The organism is Microbispora bryophytorum (assembly GCF_006874465.1).
Classification (GTDB): Bacteria; Actinomycetota; Actinomycetes; order Streptosporangiales; family Streptosporangiaceae; genus Microbispora; species Microbispora bryophytorum.
In genome coordinates, this window is record NZ_VIRL01000005.1 from 154,885 (window position 1) to 168,420 (window position 13,536).

The following is a 13,536-nucleotide window of genomic DNA, read 5'->3' on the forward strand; positions in this document are numbered from 1 at the left end:
CGTCCCCCTCACAGGGCCAGTACCCTTCCCGGCCGGGCGCCGGTCTCCTCGCCGTCGCGCACCACGACCTCACCGGCCGCGACGACCGCGTCGATCCCGTCCGGCGGCAGCAGCGGTTCGGTGAACGTCGCCCGGTCGGCCACCGTCGCGTAGTCGAAGACCACCAGGTCGGCGTGCGCGCCGTCGCGGACCACGCCGCGCCCGGTCAGCCCGAAGCGCGCCGCGGCCATCCCGGTCATCTTGTGCACCGCCTCCTCCAGCCGCAGCAGCCCCAGCTCCCGGACGTACCGGCCGAGCACCCGGGGGAACGTCCCGGCCCAGCGCGGATGCGGGCGCCCGCCCGGCTTCGGCACGCCGTCGGAGCCGATCATCGCGTACGGCGCGGCCAGCACCCGCCGCACGTCCTCCTCGACCATCGAGTGACTGATGATCGTCACCTCGCCGGCCTCCGCCAGCAGCAGCTCGGCGGCCGTGTCGAGGGGGTCGGCGCCCGCCGACGCCGCGAGGTCGGCGATGGTCCTGCCCTCGGCCTGCGGGTGGCGGGGCGCGCACGCGACCGAGATCCGGTCCCAGCCGCCGTTGCCGACCGTGTTCTCCCAGCCGGGCACGCCCTCCGCGATGGCGCGGCGCATCCGGTCGCGCTGGGCGGGGTCGCCGAGCCGCCCGGTGAGCGCCCCAACGCCGCCGTCGTTCGCCCAGGGCGGCAGCATGGCGGCCAATGCCGTGCTGCCCGCCGTGTAGGGGTAGACGTCGCAGGTGACGTCCATGCCCTCGGCGCGCAGCGCGGCGATGCGCGGCAGCGTGCGCTCGGTGCGCCCCCAGGCGTACCGGCCCGCGGTCTTGTGGTGCGAGACGTGCAGCGCCGCGCCGCTGCGCCGGGAGATCTCGATCGCCTCCTCCAGCGCCTCCTCGACGCGCGACATCTCATCGCGCAGGTGGGTGACGTACGGCTTGCCGTGCCGGGCGGCCACCGCCGCCAGCGCCACCACCTCGTCGGTGCCCGCGTACGAGCCCGGGGTGTAGATCAGGCCGGTGGACAGCCCGGCCGCGCCCTGCGCCAGGGAGGCGTCGAGCAGCGCGCACATCGTGTGCAGCTCGTCCGGGCGGGCGGGCCGGTCCACGGGGCCGAGCACGCCCGCCCGGAGCGTGCCGTGGCCGACGAGCGACGCCAGATGGTTGGCCCGGGGCACTTCGGCCTGCGCGGCGGCGAAGCCCGCGAAGTCGGCGTACGCGCCGACGTCGCCGCCGAAGGTGATCCGCGTCTCGGCCCGCATGGCGGCCAGCCGCTCCGGCGCCGCGGGGAAGAGACTGGACCCGCAGTTGCCGCAGATCTCGGAGGTCACGCCCTGCAGGACCGACGCCCGCACCAGCGCGGAGCGGCCGCCGGACGGGCCGAGCAGCGTGACGCCGTCGGAGTGCGTGTGCACGTCGACGAATCCGGGGGCGACCACGCGCCCGCGCGCGTCGATCACCTCGGCCGCGCCCGTGCGCGGGGCCTCGCCCGGGGGCAGCACGGTCAGCCGCCCGGCGGCGACCCCGACGTCGGCGGGCCTGCCGGGGCGGCCGGTGCCGTCCACCAGCAGGCCGCCGCGGATGAGCAGATCGAAACCGCTCACTGGACCTGCCCGAGGAAGGCGCGCAGCCGCTCGTGGCGGGGCGCCGCGAGCACCTCGCGGGGGTCGCCGCGCTCGACGATGACGCCGTCGTCCATGAACACGAGCTGGTCGCCGACCTCGCGGGCGAAGTTCATCTCGTGGGTGACGACCATCATGGTCATGCCGGTCGCCGCGAGGTCCCGCATGACGGCCAGCACCTCCTGCACGAGCTCGGGGTCGAGCGCGCTGGTCGGCTCGTCGAACAGCATCAGGCTGGGCCGCATCGCCAGGCTGCGGGCGATGGCCACCCGCTGCTGCTGGCCGCCGGACAGCTGAGCCGGGTAGTGGTGCCCCCGGTCGGCCAGGCCGACCCGATCGAGCAGCTCCTGCGCCTGCCGCCTGGCCTGGGCGGTGGACGTGCGCAGCACGGTGACCGGCCCCTCCATCACGTTCTCGATCGCGGTGCGGTGCGGGAAAAGGTGGAAGCGCTGGAACACCATGCCGATGCCGCGCCGCTGCCGGGACAGCTCGTGAGGACGCAGCGTGTGCAGCCGTCCGTCGCGCTCGGCGTAGCCCATCAGCTCGCCGTTCACCCAGATCCGGCCCGAGTCGATGCTCTCCAGGCGGTTGACGCAGCGCAGCAGGGTCGACTTGCCCGACCCCGACGGGCCCACGACGCACACCACCTCGCCGGCGGGGACGTCGAGGTCGATGCCCTTGAGCACCTCCAGCGACCCGAAGCGCTTGCGGACGGAACGGATCCGCACCATCGGCTGGTCCTGCGCGTTCACGAGGGCTCCTTCGGCAACGGGGGCTCCTTCGACGACTCGACCGGCAGGGGCTCCTTCGACGGCAGCGGAGACAGGTTGCGGCGCACCCGGGAGGACAGCCGCACGTGCCCGCGCTCGAACCGCTTCTCGACGAAGTGCTGCCCGACGCTGGCGATCGTGGTGAGCACGACGTACCAGATCGAGGCGACCACGAGCATCGCGATGACCTCGAAGTTGCCGAGGTAGATGCGCTGTGCCACGGTCAGCAGCTCGGCGCCGGCGATCACGGAGACCATCGAGGTGGTCTTCAGCATCGAGATGAACTGGTTGCCGGTCGGCGGGATGATCACCCGCATGGCCTGCGGCAGCACCACGCGGCGCAGCACCTGCCGGTGCGACATGCCGAGCGACTCGGCCGCCTCCCGCTGGCCCGGGTCGACCGAGCGGATGCCCGCACGCACGATCTCCGCCATGTACGCGCCCTCGTTGATGGCCAGGCCGAGCAGCGCGGCGGTGAACGGCGTGATGACCGCGTTCGCCTGCCACTCGATCAGCTTGGGCCCGCCGAACGGCACGCCGATCGCGAAGGTGGGGAAGACCAGCCCGATGTTGAACCAGAAGATGAGCTGCACCAGCAGCGGCGTGCCGCGGAAGAACCACGTGTAGAGAGCGGAGGTGCCGCGCAGCACGGGGTTGTCCGACAGCTGCATGACGGCGGCCAGCACGCCCAGCGCCAGGCCGATGGCCATGGACAGCACGGTGAGCTGGATCGTGACCCACAGACCGCCGAGGATCCTGCCGTCGGTCAGGTAGGCGACGATGACGTCCCAGTGCAGGTTCTCGTTGACGATGACCGTGTAGGCCAGCCAGACGAGGAAGAGGAGGGCGACGGCCGCCCCCAGCCACCGGCCGGGCCGTACGGGACGCACGGCCTCGATCGGCAGTTCGGCTCCGGCCGCCTTCTCCCCGGTCACTTCCACGGCTGGGTGTTGACCAGCACGCCGTCGACGGCGTTGGCCGTCACGCCGTACTCGTCCAGGACGGAGGTGTAGCCGCCGTCGGCCTGGAGCTCCTCCATCGCCTTGGCGACCGCGTCGCGCAGCGCCGTCTTGCGCTTGTCGATCGCGATGCCCCACGGGCCGGCCTCGTACTGCTCGGGCAGCACGTCGTACTTGCCGGTGTCCTTGGCGTACATGACGGCGACGGGATAGTCCACGATCGTGGCCGTCGCGCGCCCGGAGTCGATCGAGAGCAGGCCGGTGGGCGCGTCCTCGCTCTGCATGATCTTCATCTTCGTGGCGCACTTCTCGTTCTGCTTCTCGCCGATGGCGAGGTTGGAGCTGCCCTTGGCCAGCACCACCGTGCGGCCGCACAGGTCCTCGAGGTTCTTGATGCCCTCCGGGTTGCCCTTCTTCACCATGATGGCGCCGCCGGCGTTGAAGTAGTCGACGAAGTCGACCGCCGCGCGCCGCTCCTCGGTGTCGCTCATCGAGGACATCACGATGTCCCAGCGCCCGCCCTGGAGGCCGGGGATGAGTCCGTCGAAGGCCGCGTTGGTGATCGAGAACTTCAGTCCGAGCTTGGCCGCGATGGCGGCGCCGAGGCCGGGGTCGACACCGGTGAGCTCCTGGGTGCCCTTCTTGTACATCTCCATGGGCGGGTAGCCCTCCGACGTGGCGACCCGCAGCGTGCCCGCCTTGCGCACGTCCTCGGGAACCAGGTCCTTCGCGGTCTTGCCCGTCGTCGTCGCCGCCGCGTTCTCGCCCGCGGCGGTCCCCGACGACGAACGCCCGCAGCCGCCGGCGAGCGCCGACACGACCAGCGCGCCGACTATGGCCACAGATAGGCGCTTTGTCATGGAACCTCCTGTTTTGCGAACGATTGAGCTTATGCTGGCGACAGGAGGTAACGGCCGTAAGAATCGTGAACGCTTGTGCTCCTCAGCATCGAAGTCTTCGATGCTCCCCCTGTTTCACCCCCGGTGTTCCACCCCTGTTTCCCCCCTGTTTCCCCCCTGGTCGTCAGCCCCCGAGCCCATGCGCCGGGCGGGAGGCCGTCGCCGCGGGCCGTACGACCGCGACCCGGGGGCGATGGACGGCGGGCTTGCCCTCCGGACGCACCCCGGCGGCCCAGCACACCGCGCCCGCGGCGACGGCCGCCACCAGCGCGAGCCATCCGAGGGCCCGCCCCGCGCGCAGGCCGTACCCGCAGGCGAGCCAGTACAGCGACAGCAGCAGCCTGCCGCGACCGCGGGGGCTGCCCAGCCGCCGCATCTCCATGGCGCCGAACGCGAAGTCGGCCGCCACGCGGGTGTCGTCGACGCCCGGCCGCAGCCGCTCGTACAGAACCGCCAGGCGCGCCGGGTCGGGCGCTGGATCACCGGCCGGACCGGCACCGCGCTTGCGGGCGCCGTGTTCGCCGGTGCTGTGCTCGTGGGCACCGTGTTCGCTGGCACCGTGCTCATCGACACCGTGCTCATCGACACCGTGCTCTGCACGACTGTGCGCCGCCCATCCCCGCCACAGGTGCTCGTCGGCGATGACCCGGCGGCGGCTCCACCACCGTACGGGCGGCCATCCCAGGCGCAGCCCGAGCCCGCCCGGAGGTGCGGCGAACACGCACTCCCGCAGGCGCAGCCCCTCGGGACGGCGCAGCCCGTCGAGCCCGCACGCCCGCAGGTCCACCCCGGTCAGCGTGAGCGCGTCCGCGTCGAGGCCGTCGAGCGAGGTCACGCGCAGCCGGCCGGTGCGCCGGGTGACGGCCGACAGCCCGGCGAGCCTCGCGTCCCGCAGGTCGACCTCGGCGTCGGACAGCCGTGCGGCGAGCCGCCCGAGGACGGCCGCCGCGCGCAGCACCACACGGCACCCGCCGGTGTCGATGTGCAACGGCGCGCAGGCCCGTGCGCCCGCGAGCGACAGGCGCCGCACGACCCGCATCGGTCCGAGGTAGGCCGCCCCCTCGAAGCGTGCGCTCTGGAACTCGGCGCTCGCCCCGCAGTCCGAGCCGCGGAAGGAGACGGCCCGGTGGAACCGGGCGCCGCGGAAGCAGGCGTCCCCGTGGAAGACGGCCGCGTCGAACGCGGCGAACCCGTGGAACTGCGCTCTTTGGAACGACGCCTTCTGGGATGACGCCTCCGGGAGAAGGCCGTTGTCCGCTCTCCCGAACGATGCGTTCCCCGTGCCCCTGGGCGGCGGGGCGCCCAACCGGGGCGCGCCGAATTGTGCCGCACCGAACTGTGCCGCACCGAACAGGGCGTCGCCGCGCACCGTGACATGGTCGAAGGTCGCGTGGCCGCACACCCGCGCGTCGTGCAGGGAGAACTCGCGCAGGAACCGGGCCTCGCGGAAGGAGACGTTGCGGAGGAACCGGGCGCCGTAGAACGAGGCGAGGTGGTCGAACTTCGCGTGGTCGAAGGTCGCGTCACCGGCGAAGACGACCTCGCCGAAGCGGGCCGGGCCGGTGAAGATCGCGCGGTCGAACCTCGCCCTGCCCAGGTGGCGCTCCACGCCGTCAAGGACCCGCGCGAGCAGGTCCTCCGACACGAGGGTGCCGCGCAGATCGAGGGCCTGGCCGGGCGTCAGGCCCCGCAGGAACTCGGCCGACTGCGCCGGCGTGAGGTGCGCCAGGCATCTGCCGTACGGCTCGTGAGCGACGCCGAGGCACTCGGGCACGGCGTCGCACGTTCTCCAGACCACGTCGAGCGGAGCGATCCGCGACCGGGGTGTCATGGCAACGTCATACCCGATGTCCCCTCTCAGGACGTTAAAGCGTGATGGATAGGTAACAGTGTGTATCCGTCGGGCGATCGCTCCCGGGCGACGCGCCGGCCGTTTGCCCCGGACGGGCAGGGGTACCCGACGTGCATGTCTGAGCAGCCGAACTCCACGCCGCCACCGCAGACGCAGCCCTACCCCGGCCGGACGGGCGAGATGACGCCCGAGCCCAGGGACGAGATGCGCGACTACGCCGGACGCGACCTGCTGGCGGGCAAGCGGGCGCTCGTCACCGGCGGCGACTCCGGCATCGGGCGGGCCGTCGCCGTGGCGTTCGCCAAGGAAGGGGCGGACGTCGCGATCGCCTACCTCACCGAGCACGAGGACGCCGAGCACACCAGGAAGCTGGTGGAGCAGGAGGGCCGCCGCTGCGTGATCATGCCGGGTGACCTCGCCGATCCCCGTCACTGCGAGGAGGTCGTGGAACGCACGGTCCGCGAGCTCGGCGGGATCGACGTGCTCGTGAACAACGTGGCCACGCAGTCCCCGGTGCGGTCATTGGAAGAGCTGCCGGACGAGCAGTGGGAGCGCACCTTCGCGGTGAACATCCACAGCTACTTCCGGGTGACCAAGGCCGCGCTGCGGCACATGCCCGAGGGCGGCTCGATCGTCAACACCTCGTCGATCAACGGGCTGCGCGGCAACAAGACCCTGATCGACTACTCGGCGACCAAGGGCGCGATCAACGCGTTCACCTACTCCATGGCCCAGGTGCTGGTCGAGCGGGGAATCAGGATCAACGCCGTGGCCCCCGGCCCGGTCTGGACGCCGCTGATTCCCGCCACGTTCCCCGAGGAGAAGGTGGACCAGTTCGGCAGTCAGGCGCCGATGGGCCGGCCGGCCGACCCGGACGAGATCGCTCCCTCGTATGTGTTCTTCGCCGCCAACCGGCTGTCGTCGTACTACACGGGTGAGGTCCTCGCCCCGATCGGCGGCGAGACGCTGCCCGGATGAGGGCACGGCCGTTCCTCCCGGCCCCCGTCCCTCCCTGCCGTCGTGGTCGGAGACCCGCGCTCACCGCGCTCACCGTGCCGCGGGGTGGCGGATGTAGCGGGCCCGGGTGAGCTCGGACTCGTCCGGCGCGGCTCGCCGCCGCAGCATCCGCGCGGCCAGCACGCCGCCCGTGGCGCATCCGGCGGCCAGCGCCGCCGCCGCGGCGAACACCGAACCGGCCCGGCTGGATGCGGGCTCCGGCCGTACGGCGCGGGCCCGCCAGACGCGCAGCCACATCGCCTCGGCCGCCGCGTCGAGAAGGTAGGTGGGCCGGATGCGGCCCGCAGGCACGTAGACCAGGTCGGCGGCGAGCAGCGTAGCCGCCGTGGCGATGCCGAGACGGCGCGCGTGGTCGGCGCCGCCGGGAGCGGACGCGGCCCGGATCTGCGTCCATCCGATGCCCACGAGCAACCCGGCGACGGTGCGCTCCAGCCAGCGGTCGGTCTTCGCGCCGAACACCTTCTCGAAGCTCGGCGGGTGCAGCAACGGCCACAGGCCGCCCGCGATGTTGAAGAGCCCGTGTGCGCGGGCCAGGGCCGTCGCGCCCCTGTCGTCCTGGATGGTCATAGGCCGACGATGCCCGCCCACAAAACGGACAAACCGGGCTCGGCCCGGCGAAGGCCCGGCGAGCGGCCCGGCGAGCGGGCAGGGAGCGGGCAGAGGGCGGGCGCGCGTGGAGCGCCCGATCGCCGGCATCCGCCCACGCCCCGTACGCGGCGCCGCGTCCCGCCCCGCCCGGGGGTCGCGCCGGCGCCTGTCGCGAAGCCGGGGCGCGCCTGCCGCGGGTTTCCGCCGCCCGGTGTGACCCTCTGCGAAGCGGGCCGTAATTGCATTAACCGAAAGTGTGTTTCGGTTGCCGAAATTCTGGTATTTCGCGCCCGGATCGCCTCGTTGTGAATTCGCGCGATGACAGATGGAACATTCCGCCTATATCATCGCCGACCGTGGCTGAAAGCGATCTTTCGAGCCCGTCCCTTGTCGATGACCTGTACTTTGTCCTGCACGACAATGTGACGGGCCATCCGTTGCTTCATTCCCGGCTCACGGGGCTGGCACTGGCCGGCGGGGTCCTCGGTGAACTGATGCTCGCCGAGCGCGTGGCGCTCGACATCGCGTCGAACCCGGAACGCCTCTACGCGACAGCAGGGGAGATCGCCGGCGATCCGCTCACCCGTGCGGTTCTCGGGCACATCGTCGCCGAACCGCACCACCCGATCAGCACGTGGCTCCTGTTCTTCGCCCGGACGCTCTATGCCGACGTCACCGCCAGGATGATCGCGGCGAAGCTGCTCAAGCCGCCGGTCAGGCACCTGCTGAAGCAGCAGCCCCCGGCCCCGGCGGACATGAACAGGGCCGCGTGGCCGCTCGCCCGGCTGAATCTCGCCATCCAGCGGCGCAAGGCGCCGGTGGACCGGGACTGCGTTCTCCTGGGGCTCCTGGTCGCGGCCGGTTGCGCCCAGCGGGTCCTGTCCGAGCACGATCCCCGGTTCGTGTCCGCCACGACCGCCACGCTCCCCATGCCCGTGCGGAGCCTCATCACCCAGACCAAGGTCGCCGTCGGCCAGGCCGTCATCAGCCGCCGGTGACCTCCACCCCCCCTCACACGGAGTTCCAGGTGTCCCTCACACAGCAACGGCCCAGCGCCGTCACGGCCGCACTGGCCGAAGACCGGCTCGGCGTGCCGTCCATCGTGTTCTTCGTCATCTCCGCGGCGGCGCCGCTGATGGTCGTCGCGGGTTCTGTCCCGACGGCCTATACCGTGACGGGCGTCATCGGTGTCCCATTCGCATTCCTGATGCTGGGCGCTATTTTCGCGTTGTTCGCCGTCGGATACGTGACGATGGCCAGGCACGTGGTGAACGCGGGCGCCTTTTACGCCTATGCCGCCCAGGGACTCGGCCGGACCCAGGGAGTTGCGACCGCCTGGGTGGCGCTGCTCGCCTACAACGCGCTACAGCTCGGTCTGTACGGAATCATCGGATCCGCGGCCGAGCCGCTGCTCGTGGACTGGTTCGGCAGCTCGCCCCCGTGGTGGGTGATCGCGCTCGTGGCCTGGGCGCTGACCGGCGTGCTCGGCCTGCTGCGGGTGGACGTCAACGGAAAGATCCTGTCCGTCCTGCTGGTCAGTGAGATCGTCATCGTGCTGCTGTTCGACCTCGGCGACGTGACCCACGCCGCCGCGGGAGGGATCAGCTTCGAGGGCTTCACCCCCGGCGCCCTGTTCGTGCCCGGCGTGGGCGCGGCGCTCGCCACCGTCGTCGCGGGGTTCGCCGGCATCGAGTCGTCGGTGGTCTTCGCCGAGGAGTCCAAGGACCGCCACCGGACCGTGCCCATCGCCACCTATCTGGGCATCGCGATCATCGCCGTGCTGTACTCCGTCTCCGCCTGGGCGCAGACGGTGCCGACCGGGCCGGACGGGATCGTCAAGGCGTCCTCGGAGCAGGGGACCGAGCTCATCTTCAACCAGGCCGCCGCCCACCTGGGCTCCACCGTCTCGACGATCGGCTCGGTGCTGTTCGTGACCAGCAGCATCGCCTGCATGATCGCCTTCCACAACACCACGGCCCGCTACATCTTCGCCCTGGGCCGGGAGCACGTCCTGCCCTCGATCTTCGGCCGCACCTCGGCCCGCACCGCCGCTCCGATCTCCGGATCGCTGCTGCAGACGGTGCTCGGGCTGATCGTGATCGTCGTCTACGCGGTCTCCGGCCTCGACCCGGTCACCAAGATGTTCTTCATCTTCGGCACGTTCGGCGGTCTCGGGCTGCTGACCCTGCTCACCGTCACCTCGATCTCGGTGATCGCGTTCTTCGCCCGTGATCCGCGAGGGGAGACCGCCTGGCGCACCCGCATCGCCCCCGTCCTGGCGATCCTGGCGCTCTGCGTGATCATCGTCCTCACGCTGATCAACTTCGACACGGTCCTCGGGGTCGAGCCCGACTCGATCCTCCGCTGGATCCTGCCCGGAATCTTCGTCGTCGCGATCGTCCTCGGCCTCGTCTGGGGGCGGGTGCTGAAGTCGACCCGGCCCGAGGTCTACGCCAACATCGGCCTGGGCGCCCAGGCCGTCAACGGGGGCGCCAAGTGACGGCCGAGATCACCCGGATGACGGACGCGGCCCTGGCCGGCGGGCTCATCGCCGAGACCTTCCACACCGACGAGATCACCAGGTGGCTGATCCCGCGGGCGGAGGACCGGCTGCCGATGCAGCGGCGGTTCTTCACGATGTGGGCCGGGCACGCGCTTGAGCACGGCGACGTCTACGGCATCCACGAGTCGGGCGAGCCGGCCGGCGTGGCGGTCTGGTTCACCGCGCCGTTCCCCGAGATCGCCGGGGAGCAGGAGGCGATCGCGTCCTTCGCGGGCGACAACGCCGAACGCTACCGCCTGTTCGGGGAGGTGGCGGGCAAGCTCCATCCCGAGCAGCCGCACCACTACCTGGCGTTCATCGCACTGGAGCGGGGCAGGACCGGCCGCGGCCTCGGCAGCCTGCTGCTGGAGGAGCACCACCGCAGGCTCGACGCCGAAGGGATCCCGGCCTACCTGGAGGCGAGCAGCGAGGCGAGCCGGCGGCTCTATCTCCGCCACGGCTACGTCGACATGCCCGAGTTGCTCCGGCTGCCCGACGGCCCGGTCATGTACCCCATGTGGCGCGAGCCCCGCTCGTCCGCGCAGGCCGGATAGCCGCCGTACCGGTGGGGGACGGGCCGGCCGCTCAGCCGCCGCCCGTCTCCTCCGCCCGGGTGGACACGTACGCCCCCCGGCCCTCGACCGTGTAAACGAGGCCCTCACCGCCGAGCACCTCGACGGCACGGCGGACGTCCTCGGGGGCGAACCCGTGCTCGCGCGTCAGGCGCTCCTCGGACGGCAGGGGACGATCGGGCTCGATCCGGCCGTGGACGATCTCCTCGCGGAGCATCGCCGCGAGCCGCCGGTATGCGGGGATCGGCTCCTCGGGATCGTTGGTGACGGCCACGCCCCACCACTGCCCGGCCCCGCCCGATCCAACCCTCGCCTGTGGGCCGGGCAGGGCGTGCGCCTCAGTCGCGGGCGGGCTCGGAGTGGCGTCCGGACGCGGGTCCGGACATGGGTTCGGACGCGGGCTCAGGACGGCGCGAGCGCATCACCGGAGCGGTGAAGGCCACGAACAGCGCGAGCACGGCGGGCACCAGCAGCGCATGCGGAAGGGTGACTGCCTCGGCCAGGCCGCCGATGAGCACGGGGCCGGCGAGGAAGCCGGTGTAGCCGAGGCTCGCCACGGCGGCGAGCGCGCGGCCCGACTGAGCGGGGTCGCGATGACCGGCCGCCGAGAACACCTGCGGGATGATGCACGACAGACCCGCGCCGAACAGGCCGAATCCGACGACCCCCGCGACCGGATCGCCGGCGACGATCCCGGCCGCGAGACCGGCCCCGGCGAGAGCTCCGCAGCAGCGCACCAGCGTGACCGGCCCCAGCCAGGCGGCGAGGCGGTCCCCGGCGAACCGGCCGGCCGTCATCATGATCGAGAACGCGGCGTACGCGGCCGCGGCGAAGCCGGGGGAGGAGCCGAGGCTGTCGCGCAGGTAGACCGACCCCCAGTCGGCCGCGGCGCCTTCGCCGATCATGCAGCAGAACGCGAGGACGCCGAGGAGCAGCACACCGCCGCCGACGCGCCGGCGCGCGGGTCCGGCGTCGGGGGAGCCCGCCCGCGCCGCCTCCCGGGCCGGGACGTCGCGCATCGCCCAGCGGGCGCTCAGCAGGGCGATGATCATGATCACCGCACCCATCGCGGCGAAGGTGACGCCGGGGCTCGTTCCGGCGTGGGCGAACATGCCGCCGGCCGCGGCGCCGGCGAACCCTCCGACGCTGAACACCGCGTGGAAGGACGACATCATCGATTTCCCGGACGCCCGCTCCACCACCACGGCGTTGGCGTTCATCGCGACGTCGAGCGTGCCGTTGACCGCGCCGAACGCGAACAGGGAGAGCGCGAGCGCCGGCAGGCCCGGCATGTAGGCGGGAACCACGAGGACGAGGCCCTGGGCGACGGCCATCGGCAGCATGATCCGGTAGCTGCCGTAGCGGTCCACCAACCTGCCGACGACCTGCATGCCGGTGATGGCGCCGGCCGCGATGCCGAGCAGCCCCAGGCTGAGCGCGCCGTCGCTCAGCCGCAGGTCCGCCTTGATGGCGGGGATCCTGCTCGTCCACGTGCCGATGGCCATGCCGGCCAGCAGGAACAGTCCGTAGACGGCCACGCGAGCGCGCAGGAGTGCCGGGAGAGCGGGGGCGGACAAGGCCATGGTGTGCTCCTCGGGCGCTGGGAGGTTCGTACCGGAAGATTCGTCGGTGTCATCACGGGAGTCGTCACGGGGGGTCATCGCGGGGGTTATCACGGGTGTCCGCCGCACATGTCGTCGCGGGTGTCGTCGGCGAGCTGTGCGAACGCTCAGGAGAGGTGTGCGCGCTCTCCCCGTGCTCTCCCCGTGCTCTCCCCGTGCTCTCCCGTGTTCCCCCTCGCGTCGCCCGCCTGGCGTGGGTGAGGCGAGGCGACGCGGGCGGCGCTGGTTCGCGGGGAGAGCGATGCTCAGGTGACGGGAACGGAGGCGGGGGTGGTGCGTACGGCGACGCCGGCGGCGGTGAGAGCGTCGTGCTGGTCCCGAGGGATGTTCTCGTCGGTGACGACCATGTCGAGCCGGTCGAGCCCGCAGACCGCGCCGAACGCCGTACGGGTGAACTTGCCCGAGTCGCACGCGACGACGACGCGACGGGCAGAGGCGATCGCCGCCTGTTTGATGGCGACCTCGGGCAGGTCGTGCGCGGTCAGGCCGTGTTCGGCCGACAGGCCGCAGCAGCCGATCACCGCAGTGTCGAACCGGAGGGCCTTGATCGACATCTCGGTGAGCGGCCCCACGAAGTTCATCTCCCCGTGCCGCACCTCGCCGCCGGGCAGGACCAGGCGGATGCGGGGTGCGCCTGCCAGCTCCTGCGCCGCCTGCAGCGCCAGCGGCAGGACGGTCAGGCGGCGCTCGCGCAGGGCTCTGGCGACTTCGAGCGCGGTCGTGCCGCCGTCGAGCAGCACGGCCTCGCCGTCGGCCAGCAGAGCGGCGACCTCGGCGCCGATCCGGCGCTTCGCGTCGATCGCCTCCCTTTCGCGCACGCCGAAGGGCGGCTCCTCGCCGCGCAACAGCAGGCTCAGGGCGCCGCCGCGAACGCGGCGCACCACGCCTTGCTGGGCGAGTTCGTCAAGGTCGCGCCGGATGGTCATCTCCGAGACGCCGTACGCCAGCGCCAGCTCGGCCACGGAGACGCTGTCGCACGTACGCAACGCGTTCATGATGGCCCGGATCCGATCGGCACTTTCCATGTGTGCATTTGAACACAGCACATGTGCGAAATCAAATAAATCTACTTTGTAAAGGT

Annotated in this window: 13 protein-coding genes; 4 read left to right on the plus strand and 9 right to left on the minus strand. The window is 71.9% G+C overall.

Annotated features, from left to right (window positions below; translation table 11 throughout):
* Positions 1–8: 8 nt before the first annotated feature.
* The 5 genes from FLX07_RS12655 to FLX07_RS12675 form a co-directional block, all read right to left on the minus strand.
* Positions 9–1,616, minus strand: coding sequence for an N-acyl-D-amino-acid deacylase family protein (locus FLX07_RS12655; RefSeq protein WP_142570908.1), 1,608 nt, complete (start codon positions 1,614–1,616; stop codon positions 9–11).
* Positions 1,613–2,365, minus strand: a complete 753-nt coding sequence (locus FLX07_RS12660; RefSeq protein WP_142571145.1) for an amino acid ABC transporter ATP-binding protein — start codon at positions 2,363–2,365, stop codon at positions 1,613–1,615. Before FLX07_RS12660 ends, FLX07_RS12655 begins: the two co-directional genes overlap by 4 nt.
* Positions 2,366–2,382: 17 nt before the next feature.
* Complete coding sequence (locus FLX07_RS12665; RefSeq protein WP_142570910.1) at positions 2,383–3,345, minus strand: amino acid ABC transporter permease; 963 nt, start codon at positions 3,343–3,345, stop codon at positions 2,383–2,385.
* Complete coding sequence (locus tag FLX07_RS12670) at positions 3,336–4,223, minus strand: ABC transporter substrate-binding protein (RefSeq protein ID WP_142570912.1); 888 nt, start codon at positions 4,221–4,223, stop codon at positions 3,336–3,338. Before FLX07_RS12670 ends, FLX07_RS12665 begins: the two co-directional genes overlap by 10 nt.
* 163 nt (positions 4,224–4,386) lie before the next feature.
* Complete coding sequence (locus FLX07_RS12675; protein ID WP_142570914.1) at positions 4,387–6,093, minus strand: pentapeptide repeat-containing protein; 1,707 nt, start codon at positions 6,091–6,093, stop codon at positions 4,387–4,389.
* A gap of 135 nt (positions 6,094–6,228) precedes the next feature.
* Here FLX07_RS12675 and FLX07_RS12680 point away from each other — a divergent pair, with 135 nt between their 5' ends.
* Complete coding sequence (locus FLX07_RS12680; protein ID WP_142570916.1) at positions 6,229–7,092, plus strand: SDR family oxidoreductase; 864 nt, start codon at positions 6,229–6,231, stop codon at positions 7,090–7,092.
* 69 nt (positions 7,093–7,161) lie between these two features.
* On the opposite strand, the gene FLX07_RS37005 is transcribed toward FLX07_RS12680, so the two are convergent.
* Complete coding sequence (locus tag FLX07_RS37005; RefSeq protein ID WP_208762186.1) at positions 7,162–7,698, minus strand: hypothetical protein; 537 nt, start codon at positions 7,696–7,698, stop codon at positions 7,162–7,164.
* Positions 7,699–8,075: 377 nt separating this feature from the next.
* Between FLX07_RS37005 and FLX07_RS12690 the strand changes: the two genes are divergently transcribed.
* From FLX07_RS12690 to FLX07_RS12700, 3 genes are read left to right on the plus strand one after another with little or no spacing between them, the layout of a single operon-like run.
* On the plus strand, positions 8,076–8,717 hold the full coding sequence (locus FLX07_RS12690; RefSeq protein WP_167748216.1) for a GOLPH3/VPS74 family protein: 642 nt from the start codon (positions 8,076–8,078) through the stop codon (positions 8,715–8,717).
* Positions 8,718–8,746: 29 nt separating this feature from the next.
* Positions 8,747–10,219, plus strand: coding sequence for an APC family permease (locus FLX07_RS12695; RefSeq protein WP_142570920.1), 1,473 nt, complete (start codon positions 8,747–8,749; stop codon positions 10,217–10,219).
* Positions 10,216–10,815, plus strand: coding sequence for a GNAT family N-acetyltransferase (locus tag FLX07_RS12700; protein WP_142570923.1), 600 nt, complete (start codon positions 10,216–10,218; stop codon positions 10,813–10,815). The genes FLX07_RS12695 and FLX07_RS12700 overlap by 4 nt, the downstream gene beginning before the upstream one ends.
* Positions 10,816–10,846: 31 nt before the next feature.
* Here FLX07_RS12700 and FLX07_RS12705 read toward each other — a convergent pair whose 3' ends face one another.
* The 3 genes from FLX07_RS12705 to FLX07_RS12715 all read right to left on the minus strand — a co-directional run bounded on the left by FLX07_RS12705 (position 10,847) and on the right by FLX07_RS12715 (position 13,480).
* The gene (locus FLX07_RS12705) at positions 10,847–11,107 is read right to left on the minus strand and encodes a winged helix-turn-helix domain-containing protein (RefSeq protein ID WP_208762187.1); all 261 of its coding nucleotides are present in this window, start codon (positions 11,105–11,107) and stop codon (positions 10,847–10,849) included.
* A 64-nt stretch (positions 11,108–11,171) separates the two neighbouring features.
* Positions 11,172–12,416: an MFS transporter gene (locus FLX07_RS12710; protein ID WP_142570925.1), complete on the minus strand. Its 1,245-nt coding sequence runs from the start codon at positions 12,414–12,416 to the stop codon at positions 11,172–11,174.
* 284 nt (positions 12,417–12,700) lie between these two features.
* Complete coding sequence (locus FLX07_RS12715) at positions 12,701–13,480, minus strand: DeoR/GlpR family DNA-binding transcription regulator (protein ID WP_142570927.1); 780 nt, start codon at positions 13,478–13,480, stop codon at positions 12,701–12,703.
* Between the last annotated feature and the right edge of the window lie 56 nt (positions 13,481–13,536).